General features: G+C 63.7%; 21 protein-coding genes. 6 read left to right on the forward strand and 15 right to left on the reverse strand.

The window, feature by feature from the left end; genetic code table 11:
* Positions 1–72: 72 nt before the first annotated feature.
* Complete coding sequence (locus G7068_RS10110) at positions 73–1,551, reverse strand: DUF7507 domain-containing protein (protein ID WP_166291701.1); 1,479 nt, start codon at positions 1,549–1,551, stop codon at positions 73–75.
* 641 nt (positions 1,552–2,192) lie between these two features.
* Between G7068_RS10110 and G7068_RS10115 the strand changes: the two genes are divergently transcribed.
* Complete coding sequence (locus G7068_RS10115; protein ID WP_166291703.1) at positions 2,193–6,125, forward strand: DUF7507 domain-containing protein; 3,933 nt, start codon at positions 2,193–2,195, stop codon at positions 6,123–6,125.
* 162 nt (positions 6,126–6,287) lie between these two features.
* On the opposite strand, the gene G7068_RS10120 is transcribed toward G7068_RS10115, so the two are convergent.
* The 7 genes from G7068_RS10120 to paaA form a co-directional block, all read right to left on the reverse strand.
* The gene (locus G7068_RS10120) at positions 6,288–6,704 is read right to left on the reverse strand and encodes a hotdog fold thioesterase (RefSeq protein WP_166291705.1); all 417 of its coding nucleotides are present in this window, start codon (positions 6,702–6,704) and stop codon (positions 6,288–6,290) included.
* A 214-nt stretch (positions 6,705–6,918) separates the two neighbouring features.
* The gene (locus tag G7068_RS10125) at positions 6,919–7,704 is read right to left on the reverse strand and encodes an enoyl-CoA hydratase/isomerase family protein (protein ID WP_166291707.1); all 786 of its coding nucleotides are present in this window, start codon (positions 7,702–7,704) and stop codon (positions 6,919–6,921) included.
* A gap of 15 nt (positions 7,705–7,719) precedes the next feature.
* A complete protein-coding gene (gene paaE, locus G7068_RS10130) occupies positions 7,720–8,850 on the reverse strand; it encodes a 1,2-phenylacetyl-CoA epoxidase subunit PaaE (protein WP_166291709.1) in 1,131 nt (376 codons plus the stop codon).
* Positions 8,851–8,897: 47 nt separating this feature from the next.
* Positions 8,898–9,476 (reverse strand): 1,2-phenylacetyl-CoA epoxidase subunit PaaD, encoded by a 579-nt coding sequence (paaD, locus tag G7068_RS10135; RefSeq protein WP_166291711.1) that lies wholly within the window; start codon positions 9,474–9,476, stop codon positions 8,898–8,900.
* Positions 9,477–9,478: 2 nt separating this feature from the next.
* Positions 9,479–10,309 (reverse strand): 1,2-phenylacetyl-CoA epoxidase subunit PaaC, encoded by an 831-nt coding sequence (gene paaC, locus G7068_RS10140; RefSeq protein WP_166291714.1) that lies wholly within the window; start codon positions 10,307–10,309, stop codon positions 9,479–9,481.
* Complete coding sequence (paaB, locus tag G7068_RS10145) at positions 10,306–10,611, reverse strand: 1,2-phenylacetyl-CoA epoxidase subunit PaaB (RefSeq protein ID WP_166291716.1); 306 nt, start codon at positions 10,609–10,611, stop codon at positions 10,306–10,308. The genes paaC and paaB overlap by 4 nt, the downstream gene beginning before the upstream one ends.
* A 41-nt stretch (positions 10,612–10,652) precedes the next feature.
* Positions 10,653–11,603 carry a 1,2-phenylacetyl-CoA epoxidase subunit PaaA gene (gene paaA / locus G7068_RS10150; protein ID WP_166291718.1) on the reverse strand — a complete coding sequence of 317 codons (951 nt, stop codon included), beginning with the start codon at positions 11,601–11,603 and terminating at the stop codon, positions 10,653–10,655.
* Between the two features lie 174 nt (positions 11,604–11,777).
* Between paaA and paaI the strand changes: the two genes are divergently transcribed.
* From paaI to G7068_RS10170, 4 genes are all read left to right on the forward strand, one after another.
* The gene (gene paaI, locus G7068_RS10155; protein WP_166291720.1) at positions 11,778–12,248 is read left to right on the forward strand and encodes a hydroxyphenylacetyl-CoA thioesterase PaaI; all 471 of its coding nucleotides are present in this window, start codon (positions 11,778–11,780) and stop codon (positions 12,246–12,248) included.
* A gap of 50 nt (positions 12,249–12,298) precedes the next feature.
* Positions 12,299–13,603: a phenylacetate--CoA ligase PaaK gene (gene paaK, locus G7068_RS10160; RefSeq protein ID WP_166291722.1), complete on the forward strand. Its 1,305-nt coding sequence runs from the start codon at positions 12,299–12,301 to the stop codon at positions 13,601–13,603.
* Between the two features lie 89 nt (positions 13,604–13,692).
* Positions 13,693–14,316 carry a TetR/AcrR family transcriptional regulator gene (locus tag G7068_RS10165; protein WP_166291724.1) on the forward strand — a complete coding sequence of 208 codons (624 nt, stop codon included), beginning with the start codon at positions 13,693–13,695 and terminating at the stop codon, positions 14,314–14,316.
* Positions 14,317–14,548: 232 nt separating this feature from the next.
* Positions 14,549–16,066 carry an APC family permease gene (locus G7068_RS10170; protein WP_244304440.1) on the forward strand — a complete coding sequence of 506 codons (1,518 nt, stop codon included), beginning with the start codon at positions 14,549–14,551 and terminating at the stop codon, positions 16,064–16,066.
* Positions 16,067–16,081: 15 nt separating this feature from the next.
* Here the strand turns inward: G7068_RS10170 and G7068_RS10175 are convergent, their stop codons facing one another.
* The 7 genes from G7068_RS10175 to G7068_RS10205 form a co-directional block, all read right to left on the reverse strand.
* The gene (locus G7068_RS10175) at positions 16,082–16,729 is read right to left on the reverse strand and encodes a response regulator transcription factor (RefSeq protein ID WP_166291726.1); all 648 of its coding nucleotides are present in this window, start codon (positions 16,727–16,729) and stop codon (positions 16,082–16,084) included.
* A complete protein-coding gene (locus G7068_RS10180) occupies positions 16,726–17,901 on the reverse strand; it encodes a sensor histidine kinase (protein ID WP_166291728.1) in 1,176 nt (391 codons plus the stop codon). The genes G7068_RS10175 and G7068_RS10180 overlap by 4 nt, the downstream gene beginning before the upstream one ends.
* A gap of 7 nt (positions 17,902–17,908) precedes the next feature.
* Positions 17,909–18,451, reverse strand: a complete 543-nt coding sequence (locus G7068_RS10185; protein WP_166291730.1) for a hypothetical protein — start codon at positions 18,449–18,451, stop codon at positions 17,909–17,911.
* A gap of 224 nt (positions 18,452–18,675) precedes the next feature.
* Positions 18,676–20,700 carry a phenylacetic acid degradation bifunctional protein PaaZ gene (gene paaZ, locus G7068_RS10190; RefSeq protein WP_166291732.1) on the reverse strand — a complete coding sequence of 675 codons (2,025 nt, stop codon included), beginning with the start codon at positions 20,698–20,700 and terminating at the stop codon, positions 18,676–18,678.
* A 189-nt stretch (positions 20,701–20,889) separates the two neighbouring features.
* The gene (locus G7068_RS10195; protein ID WP_166291735.1) at positions 20,890–21,771 is read right to left on the reverse strand and encodes a 3-hydroxyacyl-CoA dehydrogenase family protein; all 882 of its coding nucleotides are present in this window, start codon (positions 21,769–21,771) and stop codon (positions 20,890–20,892) included.
* Complete coding sequence (locus tag G7068_RS10200) at positions 21,768–22,535, reverse strand: enoyl-CoA hydratase/isomerase family protein (protein ID WP_205881273.1); 768 nt, start codon at positions 22,533–22,535, stop codon at positions 21,768–21,770. Before G7068_RS10200 ends, G7068_RS10195 begins: the two co-directional genes overlap by 4 nt.
* Complete coding sequence (locus G7068_RS10205) at positions 22,532–23,737, reverse strand: thiolase family protein (protein WP_166291737.1); 1,206 nt, start codon at positions 23,735–23,737, stop codon at positions 22,532–22,534. Before G7068_RS10205 ends, G7068_RS10200 begins: the two co-directional genes overlap by 4 nt.
* A gap of 226 nt (positions 23,738–23,963) precedes the next feature.
* Here G7068_RS10205 and G7068_RS10210 point away from each other — a divergent pair, with 226 nt between their 5' ends.
* The gene (locus G7068_RS10210; RefSeq protein ID WP_166291739.1) at positions 23,964–25,304 is read left to right on the forward strand and encodes an MFS transporter; all 1,341 of its coding nucleotides are present in this window, start codon (positions 23,964–23,966) and stop codon (positions 25,302–25,304) included.
* Positions 25,305–25,459: the final 155 nt, after the last annotated feature.

Here is a 25,459-nt window from a genome sequence, read left to right on the forward strand (position 1 = left end):
AAATGCCGACCGCCACGTACAGCAAAGGCGCTACCCCGCGAGGAGCAGCGCCTTTGTCGTAGAAGTGGTGTCTTACGACTGTTTTTGCGACTTGCGGCGCATCATCAAGGTTGCTCCGAATCCGAGTAGAACGATACCGCCAGCAACTTCCCACCAGACCAGCTGAAGGTTTCCGCCGGTCAACGCGAGCTGCTCAGCTGACGCCGTGGCGCCATTGGAGGACGGGGTTGTCTCGTCCTTCGGCGCGGACGGGTTGGCCGGTGTGACCGGTGTGGACGGCTCGTTGGGTGTGGACGGTTCGCCCGGTGTGGAGGGCTTGCCTGGCTCATCTGGTGTGGATGGTTCGCCTGGCTCGCCTGGTGTGGAGGGTTCGCCTGGTTCATCTGGTGTGGATGGATCGCCTGGTTCATCTGGTGTGGATGGTTCGCCTGGCTCGCCTGGCTCGCCCGGTGTGGAGGGATCGCCCGGTTCGCCCGGTGTGGAGGGATCGCCCGGTTCACCTGGTGTGGATGGAACGCCCGGTTCGCCTGGTGTGGAGGGATCGCCCGGTTCGCCCGGTGTGGACGGTTCGCCCGGTTCGCCTGGTGTGGAGGGATCGCTCGGCTCACCCGGTGTGGATGGATCGCCTGGCTCACCCGGCGTAGAAGGCTCTTCAGGTGTGCCTGGCACACGTGCCTGGATGGTGGCGATGTCAGCGTGCTGGTTCGCGCCCTCGGCCGGCCAAAGAACTGCGGAGCACATGATCATCGCACCGGGCTCCCACAGCACCGGGTTCTCACCGAAAGAGGCTTCCCAGCGAACAGACCACGTCTGAGTCGCGTCGTTGAATGTTCCCGGCACCTCATTTTCGTCATCGTCAGGGAAGTAGCATCCCATGTCGGTGACTGCATCGCCGACCTTTACCTGGTCAGTGAGCACAACCTCGGACAGTGCCTCGGTGCCGTTGTTCACCGCCAAGAAACGTACCGTGGAGACCACGGTGTTGTGCGACGGCGTCTTCGGGGTATCACCGTCATACCAGAGGGTTCCGCCACGAATTGCCTTGGACAGGCTCAGTGAGCCCGAGTTGACCGGAACAGTTGGGACGGGTGCGCCAGTTTCAATCCGCGCAACCGATTGCCCGGTGCGAATGCTCGAGTTTGTGGCCGATGCTCCGGTTGCCGTCGCCGAGTTCTCAACGAGGCCCTTTTCAAAGTCGTCATCTGTCACAACGTATGGCGCGACAGCTTTGCAGGTCATCTGCTCCATCGGGGCCAACGTCGTTGACGGGCAATCCACCGCGCCACCACTGGCCTGCTCCACCGCGATCGAGTCGACCTGAGCATTGCCCGTGTTTGTGACCACGAACGTGAAATCGATCAGGTCGCCCACGGTGACCAGCCCGTTGTCGTCTGTGTCGGTCACGGAGGCGAACTGCTCCATGAACAGTTCCGAACCGTACGGCGTGTTATACAGCGCATCCGATACTGTCAGAACATCTCCGGCATCTGCCATAGCGGCAGACGGGGTAATCACAAGTGCGCCCCCGCCAACAACAGCCGACACCAGCACTGCGGCACCTAGAAGTGCAGAAGTGCGCGATCGCCACCCCACGGCCACCGACTTAAGCTTTATTAAGTCTTTCCCCACGTTATTTCATCCTCAAGGTCAGAGCACAGATCCCGGATGGGGGTCTGGCGTATGGCGTCATTGTTCACGCAGCGGCCTAATCCCCTTTTGAGGTGGCTCGGCGTGAATATAAAAGTAGCCAGCATCGATCGGCCAGAGGCCTCACTGCGAACCAACCTCAGTACGTTCTGACGGGGATGTAAGTGGCCCTCAGGCGCAACATACGTACGCCTGAGCGGTAGGGACTGTTGTCTAAGAACCCGGTCGGTGAGGGGCACCGTCGTTTGCGGTGTGAGCGGCAGAAGACTGGGGAAATGTCCTGTCTATTGCGACCACGTAGTTGGCTACGTAGGTGAGCTCCCTGAAGCAGCTTGACTACTGATCGACACGATTTTCGTTCTTAGATCAACCGCAACCTCACCCTGGGCACCTGTGCAGAACGTAGCCTAAACCTGTAATTACTACAGGCGGGGACCTGTAGTTCTGGATGGGGAACCTCTCAGAGGGGGTTCCTCTCGGCAGGAAGATCTGCCCTGCCGACGCTCACCTCAGCGATCACGGCAGGTCGGCTGAAGGGGAGATACGTGAAGTTCAAGAAATCAGTTTCAGCGCTGGTCGCCGCACTGGTGTGCGGCGTGCTTGCGATACCAGCTACGTCTGCGATGGCTGCTCCGGGAGATCTGGCATACGCCGTTTCGATCGGCGAGGTTCGTACCGGCACGGCACCGTTCGATGCAACAGCGGGGCCCGGTAACGACGTCTCACCGACCGACAGCGTACTTCGTTCACACGACACCGTTTCCTGGGATGTTGCCGTCTCCGCGAACTCGCTCATTGGCGCATCTGCGGACGCAAAGAATGCAACGATCACGTTCACTCTGCCCGAGGGCCTCGAATGGAACACACTTCCGGCGCAGTGCATCTCGCCCGCTGGCGGACCTGCTTCAGAGATCAGCGCAGACGGCAAGACAGCCACTTGTAACCTGGGAGATATTCCACTTGGATCGTCACCAGTTGTCACTCTCTCGGCGACGGCACAGAGCCAGCCCGATGGAACAGAACTGAACTTTGCACCCGACGCCGTCTCGTTTAAGAGCGACGATCCTGATGCCCCCGCGGCAACGACCGCCCCGAAAGCGGTCACGATTACTTCGGCACCGCGCCTCAACATGACAAAGGTTGCAGCGCCATTCATTGCGACCAACGTGCTTGGGCCGGATGGCGTGACGCGTGGCTGGAGTGTTCAGTACGGCGTGACAGTCTCGGTGCCCGGCATGAACACCAAGGGTGTGCGCGGCTACCAGACGCCCGATCAGCCCGTCAGCTTTGTTGACGATCTGAGCGGGATCAGCCCGAACGCCCAACTGCTCGAGGTGAAGGGTACCGACATTACCAACCACCCAGAGTTTCCGGGCTTTAGCGTGACCTCTGTCAACGCTGATTACGCCGTTTCGAACGGTGGCGTGTGGACCGGTTCGGTTGATCCTGCAAACCCCCAAAAGGTCACCGTGTCGATCGCCAATGCCGACCTCAGTGCAAATCACCTTCCCACAAAAACCCGTGGTGGTGCAGCTATCGCTGACAATAAGGGTTACCTCACCCTGGGCACAATCACGGTGTTTGTGCCGCTGAGCGATGTGCCCGGCTACGAAACCGGTGCGGGATCCATAGCGGCGAAGAACGTGATTCGAGATCTCGTGGCGAACGGAACCAGCGCAGATGGTGCGACGGTTGAGAACACGGGAGAAGATCTCTCAGACAACACCTCGACCGCGAATCTGACCATCACGACGCAGGGCGCAATGTCGAAGCGGTTCGTCGACATTATTAACAACCCTGATCGCACACCCTTCTTGCCGAACGGCACCACCTCCGATCGTTCGGGTGACGGCCCCCTCATTGCGGGTCAGCAGGTTCAGTCCTATATTTCAGTGCAGAACGTTTCAACGGCTGCGGCACTGAACGACGTAAAAGCTTGTGACGTGTGGGACTCAACGGAGATGAGCCTCGCGAAGTTTCAGACTGCTCCTACGGGCAGGTGGGCATGGCCGAGCGGAAGCGAGGGATCTCCCGCCTACGTGCGTGGCGGTGTGCTGAAGGGCCACTTCGAGTACCTCACCGGCTACACGCTGAACGGCGATGAAGATGCGCGTTGGGACCAGATGCGCTCCTTTAACTGCGCCGACAACCTGGGCACCTGGACCGACCAGGCAACCGCTCTCGCAGACCCGAGTTTTGACCTGGATAAGGTCAGCGCGGTCCGGTTTATCGCTGACGCTGATGCAGATATCGCTGCAGGCCAGAACAATGTCATCCTCCTTGTGAACCTTGAGCGTCGCGCAGATGTGGCCCCCGGCTCCGTCATTGCGAACATGGCGGGCTGGAGTTCATCAGACCTCAACGGCGGTAAGTATCGCCCCGCCGGCTATGGCCCGGGCACAAACGAAGAGCTGACAACACTCACGCGGATCCCGACGACCGGTGACCGCATGATCGCGGTTGACGCAGCCGTTGGTGTGGCCAAGACCGCTGCCGTGCCCCGTATTGCTGTAGGAGCGGCTGGCCAGTTTACGTTGACCCCGAAGGTGCTTGACCTTGGAACGGCTGGCGGAGACGTGGCTCAGTCGGTGACTGTGACGGACACCGTTCCGGCCGGGCTGTTCTTCATCGAAAAGGCCACAACGATCAATGGCCAGGCAGTTGCCGCACCGAGTTACGAACCCAGCTCGGTGGTTGTCAACGCTGATGGATCGACGACCGTTACCTGGAAGTTCGATTCGATTACCCGTGGCGAAGAGCCCGTGATCACGTACTCGGCCCAGGCGGCAGACACGGCGCATGGCGACTACGTCAACACCGTTGCGATTGCTTCGGTCTCAGATGGCGCTGCTCCCGCCCCGGGAGAGCTGCCGACCCTCGCAAACGATCGTCATATGGCCCAGGCCACGGTGAGTGTTGATGGCCCCGCAGGCATCGCAGTGTCAAAGGTTGCCCTGAACCCGGTCATCGAGGCGGGCGAAGACTTCGCGTGGCGCGTCAACGTTGCGAACGGTTCGAGCGTCACGACGCAGACAGACCCTACCGTGATCGATGTGCTGCCCTACATTGGAGATGACGGAAGCGGTGCATCCGCTCGAGTTCCGGGCACGACCAATGCGGCGAAGTATCGCTTGACCGGCCCGGTGAGCATGCCCGCTGGTGCAACGGCCATGTATACGACCGATGACTCGCGCACAGTGCAGCTTTCGCAAGAGTTGGGTGATGTCGCACGCGCTAACTTTGGCACGGGCGTCAACTGGGTGGACTACGTCGCGGTTGCAGACCAGCTCGACAAGGTCACCGGCGTGAAGGTGACGTTCGCTCCGATGGCGCCGCAGACCGATGGATTCTTCACCTACTCGCTCACCCACGTTTCTGGCAACGAGGGCGGTATCTGGTCGAATAACGCCTCCTTCCGCACGGCAGAGGCGCCCCTCGGTGTGCTGTCAAACACGGTCACTACGACGATGGAACCCGGACCCGTTGCGATTGACCTGGTGAAGTCGGCCTCGGCACCCGCAAATGGTGTGAGCTACACCGCCGGCGAAACGGTCAACTACACATTTGTTGCAACGAACACCGGTTCGCGTGAACTGCGTGATGTGAGCGTGGCTGAGGATCAGTTCACGAACGGCGCGGGGGATGCTCTCTCGCTCTCCACCCCGATCACAGTGGTAAAGCCAGCAGACTTCAACGGCACACTCGCGCCGGGTGCGTCGGTGACCTACCAGGCGAGCTACGTTGTGACCGTGGATGATCAGGTTGCTGGCGGAGAGATCACAAACTCCGCAATTGCCACCGGTAAGTCGGCTACGGGGGATCCTGTGGAAGCATCGTCTGAAGTTGCGGTGAACGTTGATCTGGCGAAGCCCGGAATCGACCTCGTGAAGTCGGTTGCGAACAAGCCTTCTAACGGGACCGCCTTTACCCCCGGTGAGAAGGTGGAGTACAGCTTTACCGTGCGCAACACCGGCAACGTGCCGCTGAGCGCTGTTGAGGTAACCGAGGATTCGTTTACCAACGCCAAGGGTGACGCGCTGAAGCTCGATGGCCCACTCGTGGCGCCCCAGGGATTCGACGGCCTGTTGAACCCGGGTGAGACCGTGGTGCTGAGTGGCACCTACACCGTGACCAAGGCGGATGTAGCTGGCAAGCTTGTCAATACCGCCACCGCAACGGGCGACGCACCGAAGGGGACGACCCCGGGCACGGTTACGGACACCTCAACCGCCGATGCCGATGTGGCACAGGAAGCTGGATCGACAACTTCGACCAGCCCCAAGACTCCCAAGTCCACCACCAACACGGAACCAGGCACATCGGGCGCCGTGAGTGAATCGGGCACGTCAGGCGCACCGGTACCGGCTTTGGCGGTCACGGGTTCATCACTCGCCTGGGGCGGAGCTATCGCGGGTGCACTCTTGCTCGGGATCGGTGCCGCGCTGTTCGCCCGGTCGCGTCGCAAGCAAGAGGCCTAGGCCTCGTCGCGGGCCGTCGCGTCTCCTGTCCCCCTTCACCCGTCGTCCCGCTGACAAGCCATGAACTCGTCGAGAGGCCATCACGTTCGATGGCCTCTCGACGAGTTCATGGCTTCTCGGCAGGGGTGGCGCCGCGCAGGGGCGCCGCGCAAGCGGCGCGAGCTACTTCGCGGGCATGTCCTTGATCAGGTTTGAGATGCGCACTGTGCAGCAGCGGCGGCCCTGGTCGTCGGTGACGACGATCTCGTGCACCGCAAGCGTGCGGCCCAGGTGGATCGGCGTGCACACACCGGTCACGTAGCCCTCGGTGGCGGAGCGCGTGTGGGTCGCGTTGATGTCGACTCCCACAGCCAGGCGCCCCGGGCCGGCATGCAGGTTGGCCGCCATCGAACCGAGCGATTCACCGAGCACCACGTAGGCGCCGCCGTGCAAGAACCCGACGGTCTGGCGGTTGCCCTTCACCGGCATGCGCGCCACGGTGCGCTCAACGGTGTACTCGAGAAACTCGATCCCCATCGCGTCTGCGAGCTCACCCGAGCCGTTCTCTGCAACCCAATTCTTGTCATTCACGGGGATCATTCTTCCTTGTTGGGGGTGGGAACACCACCGGGCGAAGTTTTGGCGCTTTGGGTGGGGCTTGGCTCAACCGAAGGCAAGGAAAGTGGCGAGTGGCAAGGAAAGCGGCATGTGAGGATCCTTGCCACTCGCCAGTAACCTTGCCGCTGGTGGCGGATGGTGGGTGGCCGCCGGTCACTGATCGGTGGTCGGCGACCAGCTGGCCGCTGGTTCGGGATCAGGCACCGCCCGAATGCCCACCGCCAAACACCGGCTTCCGCTTCTCCTGGAACGCCGCAAAACCCTCCCGGTAGTCGTCGGTGTCGCAGAGCGCGGCCTGCGCCCGGTTCTCCTCAGACATTGAGTCCCACAGGCCGACGCGGCGATCCCGCAGCTCGGCCACCAAGGCTTTCGACGCCAAGAACGCCTGCGTCGCTCCGGCGGCGGCCCGCGAAGCCGCGGCCCGGGTCTCCGACAGCACCTCATCATCGGCAAAGGACCGCGAGAACAGCCCCGCAGCCACGGCCTCGGCGCCGCTCATCAACCGACCCGTGTAGATCAGATCGAGCGTGCGGTGCGCCCCGAGCCGCTCGACGAACAGCGCGTGCCCACCCGAGTCGAGTGTCGCCCCAAGGTTCGCAAACGGGCTGCCGATCTTCGCCGAGTCGGCGACGTACACAACGTCGCTCGCGATGAGCAGCCCAAGACCAACACCGAGACATGCGCCGTGCGCCACCGCGAAGGTGGGTGCGGGGAAGGAACTCATCTGCTTCATCAGCGGCTCGACGAGCCCCTCAAGATAGCCGAGCACATCGTCTTCCCGAGGGTCCACCCCAGAGATATCCCGCCCGGCGCAGAACGCACGACCCTCGCCGCGCAGCACCAGCGCGCGCACCCCGGCCTGCTCGGCCTCGGTGTACGCGGCAGCCAGCTCGCGAAGGTCAGACGGCCCGAGAGAGTTCAGCCGATCCGGCGCGTCAAGAACCACCTCGGCAACGCCGTCGGCAATAGAAAGTTTGATCATGTTGTCCCCCAAAACCTAAGCGTCGTAATCGACAACAACGTGATCCGACTGTGGATGCGACTGGCAGGTGAGTACGTAGCCACGGTCCATCTCTTCGGGCTCGAGGGCGTAGTTCTCGGTCATCGATACCGAACCTGTAACCACGCGGGCGCGGCAGGTGCCGCACACCCCACCGGCGCAGGCAAACGGCACATCGGCGCGCACACGAAGCGCCGCGTTCAAGATCGTCTCGTTGGCGCTCACCGGGCTCTCGACCGTGCCGGAGGTGCCGTCGAGGGTGAAGTCGATCCGCACCGCCTTCTCGCCCGCCCGCATCTCAACTGGCCGCGCCCGTGTCGGGGCCTCACCCGGCTCACCCGTGCTGAACAGCTCGAAGCGCACGTGCGACGGCTCGACCCCGTGCTCGGCCAGCAGATCCCGACACAGCTGCACGAGCTCGAACGGTCCGCACAGCACCCACTCGTCGGCCATGCCGACAGGAATCACAGAGGCCAGGATCGTGCGCAGCCGCTCCTCATCGAGGCGTCCCGACATGATCGGCGCCGAGCGCTGCTCGCGCGACAGCACATGGTGGATCGCGAAGCGCTGCGGAAAGCGATCCTTCAGATCGGCGAGCTCTTCGACAAACATCACGTCGAGCGAGGACTTGTTCGTGAACAGCAGGTCGAAGCGGCTCGTGTCGCTCTGCAGCAGTACCTTGTGCGCGATCGTGATGATCGGGGTGATGCCCGATCCGGCGGCAATGCCGACGACGTGGCGGCCGTCGAACTCAGCAAGGTTTGAGGTGAACGCTCCCTGCGGGGTCATCACCTGCAGGGTGTCGCCAGCCTTGAGGGTGTCGTTGGCCCAGGTCGAGAAGAGCCCGCCCTGGTCGCGCTTGATGGCGACCGAGATGCGACCGTTCGCTGGCGGTCGGCAGATCGAGTACGAGCGACGAATATCTTCGCCGTCGAGGGTGGTGCGCAGCGCGAGATACTGACCCGCGAGGTAGACGTAGTGCTCGGCGAGCTCGTCGGGCACCTCAAAGGTGACCTCGACGCTCGTGTCGGTGAGGTGGCGCACCTCTGCGACACGCAGCTCATGGAACGTCGCGCGCTTCGTGGTGCGTAGCCGGGCGGGCGTCGCACCGAGGTTGATGGCAGCCATGGGAACTCCCTAAGTTTTGGGTGGAACGGGGGTAGCGGGCGGTCCGCTCAGTGAACCTTGAAGTAGTCAAACGGTTCGAGGCAGGCGGTGCACTCGTAGAGCGCCTTGCACGAGGTCGAACCGAAGCGGGCGATCTCGCGCGTCTGCGTCGAGTGGCAGCGCGGGCACTTCACCGCGAGCGGCACGAGCACAGGACCCTGCCTCGCCGCCGAGCGGAAGTCAGGCGGCGCGATCCCGTAGGCCTCGAGTTTGCGTTTGCCGTTTTCGCTCATCCAGTCGGTCGACCACGCGGGGGAGAGCGTGGTGGTCACGCTCACCTGCTCGTAGCCGGCGTCGCGCAGTTTTGCCGTGACATCGTCGCGCATCTGGTCGATAGCTGGGCAGCCCGAGTAGGTCGGCGTGAGCGCAACCTCGACCCCGGTTTCGCTCAGGATCACAGTGCGCAGCACCCCCAAATCCTCGATGGTCAGCACGGGCACCTCAGGATCCAACACCTGCGCGGCGAGATCCCACACCCGCGCCTCGGCGGGGTCCGTTGGCCTGAGCGAGCTGTCTGGGTGTGCGGCGTCGTCGGCGTGCGGCGAGTCGACTCCTGGCACCGCGCTGTCGGCGCGCGTGGCGGTCATGGTCACCACTTCGCTCCGGGACTGCGCCGCGGCAGCCACTGCATCTCAGTGAGCAGGTGGCCCAGCTGTGTGCTGTGAATGCCGGATCGGCCGCGCGCGTAGGCGGGCTTCACCTCGGGTACTTCGATCGCGGCCTCGGCGAACACTGCCGCGACGGTCTGGTCAAAGCCAGCGCGCAGAGCGGAGGGCTGGGCAGCGACGCCCGCCAGACGCGACGTCAGCTCGTCGTCGGAGAAGAGCTCGTCAACGTAGGGCCACAGATCCTGCAGCGACACGAGAATCTTGCCGCGCGACTCCTCGGTGCCGCCTGCGAGGCGCAGGATCCACTGCACCGCGTGATCCAGGTGGTAGCGCACCTCGCGCTCCGCCTTGCCAGCGATTGCCTGCAATGAGGCGTCGGTGCTGTTGAGCAGGGTCTTGTAGAGCTCTGCCTGATACGCAGAGAAGATGAACTGCCTGGCGATCGTGTCGCCGAAGTGCCCGTTGGGCTGCTCCACTAGCCAGCAGTTGAGAAACTCGGGCTCGTCGCGCCAGAATGCGAGATCGTCTTCGGAGCGTCCGGTCGCGGTACCCGCGTAATGCAGCAGCGCGCGGGCGTGGCCGAGCAGGTCGAGGGTGACGTTCGCGAGCGCCATATCTTCTTCGAGCTCGGGGGCCTTCGCGACCCACCAGCCGAGCTGCTGCGAGAGGATCAGCGAGTCGTCGCCGAGCCGCATCGCGTATTCGGCCACGTCGGCGGTCGCGGTGGCGCCCGAGCCGGGTAGCTCGTCGGCGAGACGAAGCTCGTCGACCGTTACGTCGCCGTGGGCAGTGGTTGTGGTGTCGGTACTCACAGGTGCTTTACCCCCTCGGCGAGGGTGTAGTACACCGCGTGACGGTAGTTCTTGCCAGCGGGTGACTCAAAGAACACACCCTTCGAATCGGGGTCGCTCGTGGTGATCGCGGCGGCGGGCACCACCCAGATCGACACGCCCTCGTTGCGGCGCGTGTACAGATCGCGCGCGTTGCGCAGGGCCATCTCCTCGTCGGGGGCGTGCAGCGATCCCGCGTGCACGTGGCTCAGTCCGCGGTTCGCACGGATGAACACCTCCCACAGCGGCCAGGCTTCGTTACCCTTTTCACCGGGTGTCGACATCGTCGTCTCCTTTAAGTTTTTGTTGTCAGTTCGGGGCGGGATCACGCCGCGAAACGCTGGCGCTCCCGCTGCTTGCGGGCGTACTCGACCGCTGCCTCGCGCACCCACGCACCGTTCTCGTGGGCCTCGCGACGGTTGCGCAGGCGCTCGGCGTTGGCCGGTCCGCGGCCGTCGAGTACGGCGTAAAACTCGTCCCAGTCGAGCTCACCGATGATCCACTTGCCGGACTCTTCGTCGTAGCGCAGATCCTTGTCGGGGCACTCGAGGCCCAGCGCCTCAAACTGTGGCACGCACATACCAACGAAGCGCTGGCGCAGCTCGTCGTTCGAGAAGCGCTTGATCTTCCACGCCATCGACTGCGCCGAGTTGGGTGAAGCGTCGTCGCTCGGTCCGAACATCATCAGCGCTGGCCAGTACCAGCGATTGACCGACTCCTGCGCCATGGCCTTCTGCTCGGGGGTGCCGTGCGAGAGCTCGTAGAGAATCTCGAAGCCCTGCCGCTGGTGGAACGATTCCTCTTTGCAGATGCGCACCATCGCGCGGCCGTATGGGCCGTACGAAGCGCGGCACAGCGGCACCTGGTTGCAGATCGCGGCGCCGTCGACCAGCCAGCCGATCGCGCCCATGTCTGCCCAGGTGGGCGTGTGGTAGTTGAAGATTGACGAGTAGCGGGCCTTGCCCTCGATCAGTGCGTCGGTCATTTCTTCGCGCGTGATCCCGAATGTCTGTGCCGCGGAGTAGAGGTAGAGCCCGTGCCCCGCCTCGTCTTGCACCTTGGCAATCAGGATCGCCTTGCGCTTCAGGCTCGGTGCACGCGTGATCCAGTTGGCCTCGGGCTGCATGCCGATAATTTCGGAGTGGCCGTGCTGCGAGATCTGCCGGATCAGGGTCTTGCGATACTTCTCGGGCATCCAGTCGCGCGGTTCAATGCGCTGATCCGCCTCGATGAGCGCGTCAAAGCGGGCCTGCTTTTCTTGCTCGGTTGTCGCCATCTGCTGCCTCCTTGCATCAGTTCTTGCGTACGGTGGCTCTCCCGGAGCCGGAAAACTAGTGGTAGAGTCTCGGAGAAGTAATTACTTACCGATCATTCAGTTAGTATAAACACACTTCGGAGGCATCCGCAAAGAACCGCGGAACCGTCACCCACGAAACGCAACGGAGCGAAGATGAGTTCAACGACGAACCTGACAGAACAAGGCAGCATCGAGGATCGCATCGAGCTTGATCCCAGTTGGTCTGCAACGGCGATGCTGCGCACCGACACCGCCAAGAAGGCCTTCGGCATCAGGCTCGAAGAGCTCGAACGCGGTCGCGCGGTGCTCACCATGCAGGTTCGCGACGACATGGTCAACGGCTTCGGCATTACCCACGGCGGCATGGTATTCACGCTCGCCGACACCGCGTTCGCCTACGCCTGCAATGAGGGCAGCAACGCCGTCGTCGCCTCCGGGGTCGACATCACCTTCACGCGCGCCAGTCGCTCGGGCGACACCCTCACCGCAACCGCCGAGCGCCGCTGGCTCTCCGGTCGCAATGGCCTGTACGACATCACGGTCATTGACCAGAACGACCAGGTGATCGCGGAGTTCCGCGGTCGATCCTTCGCGACCAACAACCCACTGCCCACGGTGGCTTAAGCCTCCTGCCGCCCCGCGATCCTCACCCCTTCACCGCACAAAGGAACACCATGTCTGAAACCGCTACCCTCACTGCCGAGCTCGGTCTCCACCCAGAAGAACGCCTCACCCGCGAAGAGCTCGAGGTGCTGCAGCTCGAGCGCCTGCAGTGGACCGTGCGCCACGCCTACGAAAACGTGCCCTTCTACAAGGAGAAGTTCGATCGCCACGGCGTGCACCCCGACGACATTCGCACACTCGCCGACATTGAGCGCCTGCCGTTCACCACCAAAGACGACCTGCGCCAGAACTACCCGTTCGGCCTGTTTGCGGTGCCGATGGATCAGGTGCGGCGCATCCACGCTTCCTCGGGCACGACCGGACGCCTCACGGTGGTGGGCTACACCGACCAGGATCTCGAGAACTGGGCCGACCTGATCGCGCGCTCGCTGTATGCCGCGGGTGTGCGCCCCGGTTGGATGGTGCACAACGCCTACGGCTACGGCCTGTTTACGGGTGGACTCGGGGCCCACGCGGGCATCGAGCGGCTCGGCTGCACCGTGGTGCCAATGTCTGGAGGGCAGACCGAGAAGCAGGTGCAGCTGATCCACGACTTCCGTCCCGACGCAATCATGTGCACGCCGAGCTATCTGCTCACCATTGCCGACGCGTTCGAAAAGGCGGGGTTGGATCCGCGCGCCTCCAGCCTCAAGGTCGCGATCTGCGGCGCGGAGCCGTGGACCGAAAGCATGCGCAGGGAGCTTGAGGATCGGCTCGACATCAAGGCCGTCGACATTTACGGCCTGTCAGAGATGATGGGCCCGGGCGTCGGCAACGAGTGCGTTGAGACGCAGGATGGCCCGCACATCTGGGAAGATCACTTTTTGCCCGAGATCATCGACGAGGACTTGCGGCAGGTTGCCGACGGCGAACAGGGTGAGCTCGTGTTCACGACGCTCACTAAAGAGGCGTTCCCGATGATCCGCTACCGCACCCGCGACCTGACCTCGCTGCACCCGGGTTCTGCCCGGCCTGCGCACCGCCGCATCGCGAAGATCACGGGCCGCAATGACGACATGATCATCTTGCGCGGGGTCAACCTCTTCCCGACGCAGATCGAGGAGATCGCGTGCGAGATCGAGCACCTGACGAGCCACTTCATCTTGGAATTGACGAAACGCGGCACCATGGACCACCTCACGATGAAGATCGAGCCGGATCCTGCCGCGACCGCTTCTGAGGCGGAGGCCGCGCTGAAGTTCATGCAGAAGCGCGTGAAGGATCGTGCCGGAACCACCATTGGGGCCGAGCTTGTCGCTGTGGGATCGCTGCCGAGGTCGGAGGGAAAGCTCAAGCGGCTGTACGATCTTCGGTAGGCGCGCTCGTCATTCTGCGCGAGTTTGTGAGTTTTGTCATTCTGCGCGAGCGAAGCGAGTCGCAGAATCTAATGAGGGGGAGGTTACGCATGTTGGAGAGCACTGCCGTGACCCCTCGCCGCGGGCGCCCCGGGCACGACCGAAACAGCATGCTCGAGGTGATCGTGCAGGTGTTTAACGATCACGGTTACGACGCATCGTCGCTCGGCATGATCGCGGATCGGCTGGGGCTGTCGAAGTCGGCCGTGTACCACCACTTCGCGTCGAAAGCGGAGATGCTTGAGATCGCGCTTGAGCGGGTGCTTGGCGAGCTGGAACGTGTGTTCGACGAGGCGGAGGCGCAGACCGGCGACGCTGTTCTGCAGATTCGCCATGTTGTGCTTGAGGCCGTGCAGGTGGCGTGTGTGCAGCAGCAGTATCTGACGCTGCTGCTGCGGTTGCACGGCAACTCTGACGTCGAGCTGCGCGCGCTTGAGCGGCGGCGCTTGCTCACGGCCCGCCTGCGCAAGATGTTTGATGCTGCACGTGCAGAGGGATCTCTGCGCGACGACATGGATCCGGGACTCGCGGCACGCTTCACGTTTGGTCTCGTGAACTCGCTCGTTGAGTGGTATCGGCCTGACGGCCCTGACACCCCCGAGGAACTCGCAACCGCGGTGCTCGGCTATGTGCGAACGGGCCTGCGCGTGAACGAGACCCGCGACTTTCGGTAGGGCGCTTGCGCGCCTGTTCCCAAGAGCTCCGGGGTGCCCCTGACTCCCTGACTCCCCTTGACGTCAGCCGCCCCTGCGGTGAACGCATCTCAACATTATGCCCATCCAAAATGTTGAGATGCGTTCACCGCGTGGGGTGAGCGGGGCGTTAGGCTGCTCGCTAGGCTAGTGCCTTGCGGGCGGCACTGAAGCCGCCCACTTTTGTCAATGATGATGAGAAAGGGCACCATTCGTGTCTACGAAACCAAAGCTCCCCGAGCAGTTGGACGACGGCGAGCACCTCGCGGTTCTCGGCTACGAGGATTCGTTCAGTCGATCCATGAGCCTGTGGGGCAACTTCGCCCTCGGCTTCACCTATCTCTCCCCGCTCGTGGGGGTCTATTCGCTGTTTGCGGTCGCGCTGACTACCGGCGGCCCACCCTCGATCTGGTGGATCGTGATTGTCGCGTGTGGGCAGCTGCTCGTGTCCCTCGTGTTTGGTGAGGTCGTGTCGCAGTACCCGATTCACGGCGGGGTGTATCCGTGGGCTCGCCGACTCTGGGGCAGGCGCTACGCCTGGATGGCCGCATGGGTCTACATCTGGGCCATGGTCGTGACCATCACCGCGGTGGCCGAGTTTGGCACGGGCTTCTTCGCGAGCCTGTTCAATATTGAGCTGACTCCGGCAATTACGCTGCTGATCGCGCTCGGCTTCCTGCTTGTGGCTCTCGGGATCAACTTCACCGGCACGGCCTGGCTCGCTCGCATCGCCCGCCTGGGGCTCTTCGCCGAGTTGATCGGCGTGATCGGGGTTGGCCTCTACCTGCTGATCTTCCAGCGCAAAAACGACTTCGGCGTCTTCTTCGACTCGATGGGTGTGCAGGGTGACGGCAGCTACGTTCCCGCGTTCTTCGCCGCAGCTATCGCCGGACTCTTCCTGTTCTACGGCTTTGAGGCCTGCGGTGATGTCGCAGAAGAAGTGTCGAACCCAGCGCGACGGATCCCACGCGCCATGCAGCTGACCATCTTCGTCGGAGGCGTGTCGGCGCTGTTCTCATTCGCGGGTTACGTGCTGGCGGCACCGAATCTGCAAGAGATTGTGAATGGCGAGGTTGAGGATCCGATCCCCGCGATTCTCGAATCCACTCTGGGCGCCGTCGGCGCAAAGATTTTCCTCGTGGTGGCGCTGCTCGCCTTTATCTCGTGCGTTCTGAGTTTGCAGGCCGCCGCGAGCCGCCTCATCTTCTCGTTCGCGCGCGACGGCATGCTGCCCGGCCACCGCTGGCTGTCGAAGGTGTCGCCGAAGAGTAAGGTGCCGAACAACGCGCTGATAGTGGCGTGCACGATCCCGGCGCTGTTCTGCCTGCTGATCTTCTTGAACGAGAACCTGCTGGTGCCGATCACCTCGTTCGCGATTCTCGGCATCTACGTGGCGTTCCAGATGGTCGTGCTCGCAGCGCTCAGGCAGCGCTTCAAGGGCTGGCGTCCGGCCGGACCGTTCTCGCTGGGCAAGCTCGGCTTTGTCATCAACATCGTCGCGCTCGCGTACGGCATCTTTGCCTTCGTGATTCTGGCGACTCCTGGCAGCAGCGGTAGCTTCTTCGAGGACTACGTTGTGCACATCGGCCTCGGCGTTGTGGTGATCGTTGGCCTGATCTACCTGTTCATCGCGCGCCCCGACGCGAAGTCGAGTGCGCCCGAGGGTGACGCGATCCGCGTCGCCACCGAAATTCGCGAGCGCACCGGTCAGCTCGAGGTGTCGCGCCGCTAGCGCGGCCTGACGGCGTCACCTTCGCAATGCGGCGGCGATGAGTTGGGCTCGTGTGGTCACGTGAAACTTTGCGAAGATCGAGTTGATATGAGACTTCACTGTCGCGACTGATAGAAACAGCTGCACCGCGATCTCGCTGTTCGAAAGACCCTCGGTAATGAGCGCGACGACCTCGCGCTCACGCGCGGTGAGTAACGGAAAACGGAGTGCGAGATCATCGTCAGCCGCAGTATCGGCGGTGTGCGAGGTTTGTATGCCCGAGAGGGCAGCCTCGCGCACCGCCGGCGCAAGGGTGGTTTGCCCGGAAGCGACAGCACGAATGCCGGCCTCGAGCTGCTGTCGACCGGCGTCCTTCGTCAGGTAGCCCCGAGCCCCAGCTCGTAGTGCGTCAACGATCGACTCCTGATCTGCAAACGTTGAGAGCACAAGCACTGCAGTATCGGGTAGCAGTTGGTGAATTTGAGCAGTGGCCGCAACACCGTCAAGTTTTGGCATGCGCAGATCCATCAACACAACGTCTGGTTTGCTGTCGAGAACAAGCTCCAGGCCAGCCTGCCCGTCGGCGGCCTCACCGACCACCTCGAAGTCTTCGATGAGCCCGAGAACGGTGACGAGGCCATCGCGCACGATCGCCTGATCATCGACGACGACGATCCTAATCATGCGGAATCCGCCGTTGCCACGATGCTGAACGAACTCGGGTTCTCAGTGACAATGAGTGACCCGCCCGGGCACGCCGACATTCGGGCTCGCATACCCGCGAGGCCCTGGCCTGATCCCGATGCGTGCAACGGCATGTCATTCTCCCTGTTGTGCCCCCGTGCGTTCTCAACGGCGAGGGTGATGCTGCGGTCGTCGTAGTTCAGATTGAGACTGAGCGGTTCACCCGGCGCGTGCTTTCGAGCGTTGGTGAGTGCCTCCTGCGCAACGCGGCGGAAAGCCGACGCTGTCTCAGCCTTGATCGTAGCGGGAACCGAATCTATCGAGGCAACGATGGTTGCGCCCAACGACCGCTCGAGATCGACGAGGGTGCGGATTGCATCGTTGAGGCGAATGTCCTCCTTGCCGAGGGGGTCCTCCTTGAGAGATGCCACGGCCTCTCGAGCCTCGACCAGTCCATCTGCGGCCATTCCGCGTGCCGCCCGGGCGCGAGTAATCACGTCGTCAATTCTGCCGGCCTCTGCCAATGCCTCTACCGCGTCAAGCTGAACCACAAGACCACCGAGGGTGTGCGCCAGAGTGTCGTGCAGATCGCGTGCGATGCGAGCGCGTTCGTCGAGGGCTGCGGATCGCGCGCGCTCGGTTTGAGTGGCTGCGAGTTGCTGGGCGAGGCGCAACTCCGCAACGCGCGTTGCCGTCTGCGAGCGCCGGGTGATCCCCAAGACAACTCCGAGGACCACAAAGCCCAGTGCGGCGAGAAGCGATTCCGGTTGAAGCGGTGCACGAAGCGCGATCACGGCGATCAGGGCAGCGGCCGATCCCGCGGCTACGAAGGCATAGAGCCAAGCGATTCGTGCATCTCCGATGAGCCCGAGCAGACCAGCGATAAGCAACACTCCACCGGCAACGGGAATGGAAGTCACGAGAAGCGCACCAACTGCAATGAGTGTAGAGCGCAGTATCACCTCGACGGAGAGCCTCGTTCGCGAGCGCAGCAGGGAGAGGAGCACCCAGGCCAGCAGCCCTATCGTGGCCACAATCAGCGCCCACAGGGGGTTGGGGTCTGGATCCAGAAAAACCGAGGCGGTCACGCCAACTGCGGCCAGTAGAGACAACGCCCTTGAAAGTGGGTGCGCGCCAATGCTCATCGCAGGGTCGGGGGAAGGACGGGCCATCTCTGAATTATGCCCGAGCCAGGGCGAGAACTCGCGATGTTCGCTGCGTGATCACAACCGAACGCAGCAGCCGGTTCGCGGCGAGAAACAACAGGATCGTGCCGCTCGCCTGAGCGAGGTGGCCCCCGATCGATGCCTCCCAAAAAGAGAACCCGATACGCGCCGCGATAAGCAACACCCAAATAATGAGGCCCAGTGTGCCATTGCGTGCCTCGAATTCGGGAGCAGCCCCGCCCTGCTGGTTCTTCTTGCGTGACTGCCACTTGTGAAGCCCCTGCTCGGTAATGGGGCGAAAGTGGGCCACAGCCCCGATCAGTGCACCGATAGCTGCGCTCGCTACAAGCTCGACGACGAAGAAGGCAATGTCGGTTGTGTTGAATGTGTTGCCCTGGCCTCCAAAGGTGATGAGGCCGACCCCGATGACACCCAGGATGACCGGGCCGCGCCAGATCTGGTCGGCGCTGATTGCGGTCCAGCGTGTTTGCCGAACACTGACAAGTGCGACTACGGCGAGAACAAGAAGAATGCTGGTGAAGTTGAGTGAGGTCAAGTGGAGCTCCTGGATCTGATTGATACCAAAAGCTTGCCGTTTGTGCTCGTTCCGAGACACCACCCTCGGGTGGAAACGCGGGTGGAGATCGTTCGACGCGCTCCACCCCGGCCGACAAGCTACGAACTCGTCGAGAGGCCATGCTAGTTGAGGGCCTCTCGACGAGTTGATGTGTTGTTGGCGAGGTAAGAGTGAGGGTGAGGGTGAGGGCGCGTGGACGGGGTCTAGGGCGTCTTCGACACCAGAGTGAGCACGTCGTAGGTCGCCACAATCTCGTCGTCCTGGTTCTTGAGCACGGCGTCCCAGTGCACCTCGCCGTAGTCGTCGGTCTCGCGTGGAATGATCTGCTTTGCGGTGAGCGCGACCCGCACACGATCCCCAGGTGACACGGGGGTGATGAAGCGCAGATTCTCGAGCCCGTAGTTCGCGAGCACGGGACCGGGTTCCGGCGACACAAACAGGCCAGCCGCAAACGACAGCAGCAGGTAGCCGTGCGCAACGCGCCCCGGGAAGAAGGGGTTCGCCGCGGCGGCTTCCTCGTCCATGTGGGCGTAGAAGGTGTCGCCCGTGAACTCGGCGAAGTGTGTGATGTCGTCGAGTGTTACCTCGCGCTCGTCAGACAGTACCTGATCGCCAACGCGCAGCTCCTGCAGCGACTTGCGGAAGGGATGGCGGTCGTCGCGAGTTGCGGCGCCCGCGTGCCACACTCCCGTGATCGCGGTCAGTGCCTCGGGGCTGCCCTGGATCGCGGTGCGCTGCATGTAGTGGAACACACTGCGCACACCACCCAACTCCTCGCTGCCACCCGCGCGACCGGGGCCGCCGTGCACGAGGTTCGGCAGGGGCGAGCCGTGGCCGGTCGAGCTGCGTGCGTCCGTGCGGTCGAGCACGAGCATGCGCCCGTTGGCCGAGGCAGCGCGCAGGGTGAGCCCGGCAACAAACCCGGGATCGGCCGACGCCACACTCGTGACGAGGGATCCGCCGCCGCGCACCACCAGATCAGCCGCCTGCTCGGGGGTGTCATAGGTGATGATCGACGACACGGGGCCGAACGCCTCGGTGTCGTGCACGCGCTCGGCGAAAGGGTCGTCAAAACGTAGCAACATAGGATCGAGAAACGCGGTATCGAGGCCCGCGGTCTGGCCCTCTCCGAGCACAATCCGGCCGCCGCCATCAACAAGCTTCTGCACCTGGCGCAGCACCTCGTCGCGCTGTTCGACCGAGGCGAGCGACCCCATGGTGACGCCCTCCTCAGGAGGATCACCGACAACCACCTTCGACGCGATGCGATCCCGAACCGCCTCGACCAGCGCGTCAGCGCTCGCCGCGGGCACGATGGCCCGACGGATCGCGGTGCACTTCTGGCCTGCCTTCGTGGTCATTTCGGCGACGAGCTGGCGCACGTAGGCGTCGAACTCGGGCGTGCCAGCGACGGCGTCGGGCCCGAGCACGGATGCGTTGATCGAGTCGGTCTCCGCCCCGAAGATCACGCCACCGGTCTGCACGGCGTCGTGGCGGCGCAGCGCCTCTGCGGTAGAGGCTGAGCCGGTGAACGCGACCACGTCACCGAGGCGCGCGTGATCGAACACGTCGCGCACCGATCCCGAAACCAACTGCAGCGCACCGGCGGGCAGCAGACCCGACTCAATCATGATGCGCACCATCTGCTCGGCGAGGTAGGCGCCCGGAGTCGCGGGCTTAATGATGGTCGGCATACCGGCGAGGAACGCGGGCCCGAACTTCTCGAGCGCACCCCACACCGGAAAGTTAAAGGCATTGATCTGCACGGTGACACCGGGCAGTGTGGTGCGGATGTGGCGGCCGAGGAACGTGCCGTCCTTCGAGAGAGGCTCGACCGGACCGTCGAGCTGCACCCTCGCATTGGGCAGTTCGCGGCGACCCTTGCCCGAGTAGGTGAACAGCACACCGATGCCGCCGTCGATGTCGACCCAGGAATCGCCCTTCGTGGCGCCCGTGTGGGTTGACAGAGCGTAGAGCTCCTTCTTGCGCTCGGTCAGCGCGAGCGCAAGCTGCTTCAAGATCACGGCGCGCTGGTGGAACGTGAGGGCGCCGAGGCTCTTCTGCCCGACGGTGCGCGCGTGCTCCATGGCGGCCGCGAGATCCAGACCCTCGCTCGATACGAGCGCGACGGCCTCGCCGGTGACGGCGTCTTTCACCTCGACACCCGTGACGCCCGCGGCGGGGCTCCACCAGGCATCCTGTACGTAACTCTGTAGTATGCGCGTCATTGCGATGACTCCTTCAAATTGTTGGTCTGTGTGCTGGGGGCTGTTCCGCCGAGCTTGCGCCTCGCTGCTGAGCCTGCCCCTCGCCGCCGAGCTTGCGCCTCGCCGCCGAGCCTGCATTCCAGCGCCGAGCCTGCGGTTAGGAACTGCTGGTTCGATGCTGAAGTGCAGGCTCGGCATCGAACCGGGGACTCAATTCCAGTCGTAAAATCCCTGGCCGCTCTTGCGGCCGAGCTTGCCTGCCGCGACCATGTCGCGCAGCAACTGCGGCGGCGCAAAGTTCGGGCCGAGGTCGCGCTCAAGCTGCTCGGCGATGCCGAGTCGCACGTCGAGTCCCACGATGTCGGTTGTGCGCAGCGGACCCGTCGGGTGGCGGTAGCCGAGCTCCATCGCCAGGTCGATGTCTGCCGCGCTCGCGACACCCTGCTCGACCATCCGCATCGCCTCGAGCGCGAGCGCGACTCCCAAGCGGCTCGACGCAAACCCCGGGGCATCCTTCACGGTGATCGGTGTCTTGCCGAGTGCGCGCACCCAGCCGCACGCGATTTCGGGCAGCTCGGGATCCGTGAGTTCACACACCACCACCTCAATCAGCGAGGACGCCGGCACGGGGTTGAAGAAGTGGAGACCGATGAAGCGCTCGGGCCGATCCAGTGCCTCCGCGAGCTGGGAGAGTGGGATCGACGAGGTGTTCGACGCGATGATCGCGTCACCCGGTAGTTGCTGCTCGATGTTGCTGAGCGCCTCGATCTTGAGGTCAAGCGATTCGGGTACGGCCTCGATCACGAGGCGGCACGCGCCAAACGCGGTGACACTCGTGGCGACCGTGAGGTTCTGCTTCAGCAGCGCCGCGTCGGCGTCGAGGCCGCGCGCGATTGAGGCGTCAATGCTCTGCTCAATGCGCTCGCGGGCTGCGTCGGCCGAGGCGACGTCGCGCTCGACCACCACAACGTAAGCGCCTGAGGTGAGGAAGGCGTGGGCGATCCCGCCGCCCATGCGCCCGCCGCCGAGCACACCAACGCGCGAGGGCACGGCTTCTTCAGCGGCTGGGATCGGAAGGGAAGGGTTTGTCATTTCGCCTGCTTTCGCTCAAGAAATTCCGTCATGCGGCGCATCTTTTCGGGGCTTTCGAAGAGGATCGCCTGCTCGTCGAGGTCGACCTGCGGGTGGGCCTCGCGCGGTGCGTGGAGCACTCGCTTCGAGGCACGTGTTGCCGTAGGGTCGAGCTTTGCGATGCGGCCCGCGATCTTTTCTGCTGTCGCCAGGGCTGCTTCACCGTCGTCGTGCAGGTGGGTAATGAGCCCTGCGGCCAGTGCCTCGGAGGCGTCGAGGATGCGCCCGGCGAGCAGGATTTCGGCCGCGAGTGGCTCGCCAACGAGTTCACGCAGGCGCCAGGTCGCACCGGCAGCGGCGATGATGCCGAGGCCCGTTTCGGGGTTACCGATCTTGAGCGTCTGCGTGCCGACCCGAATGTCTGCCGCGTAGGCGAGCTCGGCTCCGCCGCCGAGGGCGTAGCCGTCGAGCACCGCGATCACGGGCATCGGCAGGGCGTTGATGCGCATGAACGCGCGGGTGTTGATGCCGGCCTTTGCGTCGGCCGCGCGGCGCTCGCGCAACTGTGCGATATCGGCTCCCGCGGCAAACGTGCCACCCTCGCCGCGCAGCACGAGTGTCTGCGGCACGGCCTCGAGCCGCGCGCACAGCACGTGCAGGGCATCGATCAGATCCTGGTCGATCGCGTTGCGCTTCTCCGGGCGGTCGAGGGTGGCGAGCACGTGAGTGCCGCGATCCTCGATGCGCAGCGGCTCACGGGCTGCCGTGTCGCTCGCGCCGCTCACGACTCGACCCGCTCGATAATCGTCGCCGTGCCCTGACCCACACCAACACACATGGTGGCGAGGCCGTAGCGTGATCCCTCGCGCTCCATGCGGCCGAGCAGGGTGACGAGCAGTCGGGATCCCGACGAGCCGAGCGGGTGGCCGAGGGCGATGGCGCCACCGTCGGTGTTGACGATCGCGGGATCGAGGCCGAGACGCCTGATCGAGGCGAGTGACTGGCTGGCAAAGGCCTCGTTAATCTCGATCGAGCCGAGGTCCGAGACGCTGAGCCCCGCGCGTGCGAGAGCCTTTTCGGTCGCGGGCACCGGACCGAGCCCCATGATCTCGGGGGCGAGCGCGGCAGAAACGCTGGTCACGATCCTCGCCCGCGGCTTCAAGTTGTATTTCTCAACGGCCTCACCGCTTGCAACGAGCAGTGCCGAAGCGCCGTCATTGAGCGAGGAGGCGTTGCCAGCGGTAACCACTGTGCCGCCCGCGACAACGGGACGCAGGCCCGCGAGCACCTCTGCGGTCGTGCCGGGGCGGGGGCCCTCGTCGGTGTCGACCAGCTGGGTCTTGCCGCGGCCAAGAGACACCTCGACGGGCACAATCTCGTCGGCGAAGTGCCCGGCCTCGATGGCGGCGATAGCGCGGCGGTGGCTCTCGACGGCGAAGGCGTCAGCGTCTTCGCGCGAGATGTTGTCGACGCGAGCGACCTCTTCCGCGGTCTCAGGCATCGAGAACGTTGCCTTGTCGCGCTTCAAAAACTCGGGGTTGGTAAAGCGCCAGCCGATCGAGGTGTCGAACTGTGCGCCCGGCTTCGCCCAGGCCTTGCCCGGCTTCTCCTGCACCCAGGGTGCGCGGGTCATTGACTCGACACCACCCGCGAGGATCAGCTCGGCGTCACCCGCACGAATCGCCTGCGAGGCGTTCGAGACCGCGGTCATGCCCGAGGCGCAAAGGCGGTTGACTGTGTATCCCGGGAGGGTATCGGGTAGACCCGCGAGCAGCGTGGCCATGCGTGCGACGTTGCGGTTGTCTTCGCCGGCCTGGTTCGCCGCTCCGAAGATCACCTCGTCAAGGGCGCCGGCGGGGATCCCGGTCCGCTCCACGAGCGTGCGCAGCACGAGGGCTGCGAGATCGTCTGGCCGAACGCCCGCGAGCGCACCGCCATAACGACCGACGGGCGTACGAACACCATCTACGAGAAATGCCTCGGGCATAGGCGATAGACCTCCATGTCTGCCGCGTCAGTCGATTTAGTGACTGATCGTTCGGTAATTCATCTCAGGATAGACGGCTGGGGTGCTCGGTGCAAACACCGGCCGGGTTGGGTGAGGCGCTGCGCATGATCCTGCGCGTGCAATTCCGGTGGATTCGTGTAAGCTTCATTACTTGCCGAACGTTCGGCAAGAATCACCAAGCAACCACAAGAACAACGGAGTTCACATGACTGCTGAAACAATGACGACCGTCGACCGACGAGCGGAACAGCGCAAGGTGCTCGCGGGAACCGTCGTGGGTACCACGATCGAGTGGTACGACTTCTTTATTTACGCGCAGGCGGCGGGTGCTGTCTTCGCGACGCTCTACTTCGCCCCCGCGGGTGAGACCGTCGGGCAGATTGTCGCCTGGGCCTCCCTCGGCATCTCCTTCCTCTTCCGCCCGCTCGGTGCGATTGTCGCGGGTCACCTCGGCGACAAGCTCGGGCGCAAGCGCATGCTTGTGCTCACCCTGATTCTCATGGGCATCTCAACCGCGCTTATCGGTGTGCTCCCCACGTATGCCCAGATCGGGATCGCCGCACCCGTGCTGCTGATCCTGCTTCGCGTGATGCAGGGCTTCTCTGCCGGTGGCGAGTGGGGTGGTGCCGCGCTGATGTCTGTCGAGCACGCTCCCACGAACAAGCGTGGATTCTTTGGTGCCTATCCGCAGATCGGTGTGCCGCTTGGGATGATCCTCGCCACCGCCACGATGTGGGTCATCACCACTGTGCTTAGCGAAGAGCAGTTTCTTGCTTGGGGCTGGCGAATCCCGTTCCTGTTCTCGATCGTGCTGATTCTTGTTGGTTACTTCATTCGCCGTGCGGTCGAAGAGTCGCCCGTGTTCAAGGAGCTGCAGCAGCGCAAGGGTGAGTCGGCGACTCCGCTCAAGACGCTCTTCGCAAAGCACGCCAAGCAGGTCATTCAAGCAGCACTCATCTTCATTGCGAACAACGCGGCCGGTTACCTGCTCATCGCCTTCTTCGCGGCGTACGCGACGCGTCCCGTTGCCGAGGGCGGCCTCGGTCTCGAGCGCCCACCCGTGCTGCTCGCGACCACCCTCGCCTCGTTCGGTTGGCTCGGGTTCACGCTCTACGGTGGCATCCTCTCGGACCGCATCGGGCGCGTGCGCACCTTCCAGATCGGCTACGTGCTGCTCGGGATCTGGGCCATCCCGATGTGGTTCCTGATCGACACAGGCGACATCTTCATGTACTTCCTCGCGCTGTTCCTGATGACGGTCGGGCTGGGTCTCTCGTACGGACCGCAGGCGGCACTGTACTCGGAGATGTTCCCCGCTGACGTGCGCTACTCGGGTGTCTCGATCGGCTACGCGATCGGTGCGATCTTTGGCGGGGCCTTTGCGCCGATGATCGCAGACCTCGTGTTCAAGTCGACGGGCCAGTCGTGGACCATTGGCCTCTACATTCTCGGCGTCACGATCATCTCGCTGGTTGCGGTGTCGTTCGTGAAGGATCCGAAGGGTGTGGCGCTCAACACGCGGTCCAATGAGGTTGTGCCGCAGTAGGGGTTGGGATCCTTCGCTACTGCTGCCCTGGGGTCCCTGGCGTCCCCGGGCGCCGGGCCCCGCGCCTTGCGCCGCCCCTCCACGCCGACCCCTCCGCGCCATCCCCGTCGAAAAGCTATGGACTCGTCGAGAGGCCATGAATTGGGATGGCCTCT

This window comes from Leucobacter viscericola, assembly GCF_011299575.1.
Taxonomy (GTDB): Bacteria; Actinomycetota; Actinomycetes; order Actinomycetales; family Microbacteriaceae; genus Leucobacter; species Leucobacter viscericola.

Bases quoted from the DNA above. Each gene is read 5' to 3' on its own strand.
- G7068_RS10120 (WP_166291705.1), bottom strand. From the start codon at position 6,704: ATGATCCCCGTGAATGACAAGAATTGGGTTGCAGAGAACGGCTCGGGT.
- G7068_RS10125 (WP_166291707.1), bottom strand. From the start codon at position 7,704: ATGATCAAACTTTCTATTGCCGACGGCGTTGCCGAGGTGGTTCTTGAC.
- paaE (WP_166291709.1), bottom strand. From the start codon at position 8,850: ATGGCTGCCATCAACCTCGGTGCGACGCCCGCCCGGCTACGCACCACG.
- paaD (WP_166291711.1), bottom strand. From the start codon at position 9,476: ATGACCGCCACGCGCGCCGACAGCGCGGTGCCAGGAGTCGACTCGCCG.
- paaB (WP_166291716.1), bottom strand. From the start codon at position 10,611: ATGTCGACACCCGGTGAAAAGGGTAACGAAGCCTGGCCGCTGTGGGAG.
- paaA (WP_166291718.1), bottom strand. From the start codon at position 11,603: ATGGCGACAACCGAGCAAGAAAAGCAGGCCCGCTTTGACGCGCTCATC.
- paaI (WP_166291720.1), top strand. From the start codon at position 11,778: ATGAGTTCAACGACGAACCTGACAGAACAAGGCAGCATCGAGGATCGC.
- paaK (WP_166291722.1), top strand. From the start codon at position 12,299: ATGTCTGAAACCGCTACCCTCACTGCCGAGCTCGGTCTCCACCCAGAA.
- G7068_RS10165 (WP_166291724.1), top strand. From the start codon at position 13,693: ATGTTGGAGAGCACTGCCGTGACCCCTCGCCGCGGGCGCCCCGGGCAC.
- G7068_RS10175 (WP_166291726.1), bottom strand. From the start codon at position 16,729: ATGATTAGGATCGTCGTCGTCGATGATCAGGCGATCGTGCGCGATGGC.
- G7068_RS10180 (WP_166291728.1), bottom strand. From the start codon at position 17,901: ATGGCCCGTCCTTCCCCCGACCCTGCGATGAGCATTGGCGCGCACCCA.
- paaZ (WP_166291732.1), bottom strand. From the start codon at position 20,700: ATGACGCGCATACTACAGAGTTACGTACAGGATGCCTGGTGGAGCCCC.
- G7068_RS10195 (WP_166291735.1), bottom strand. From the start codon at position 21,771: ATGACAAACCCTTCCCTTCCGATCCCAGCCGCTGAAGAAGCCGTGCCC.
- G7068_RS10205 (WP_166291737.1), bottom strand. From the start codon at position 23,737: ATGCCCGAGGCATTTCTCGTAGATGGTGTTCGTACGCCCGTCGGTCGT.
- G7068_RS10210 (WP_166291739.1), top strand. From the start codon at position 23,964: ATGACTGCTGAAACAATGACGACCGTCGACCGACGAGCGGAACAGCGC.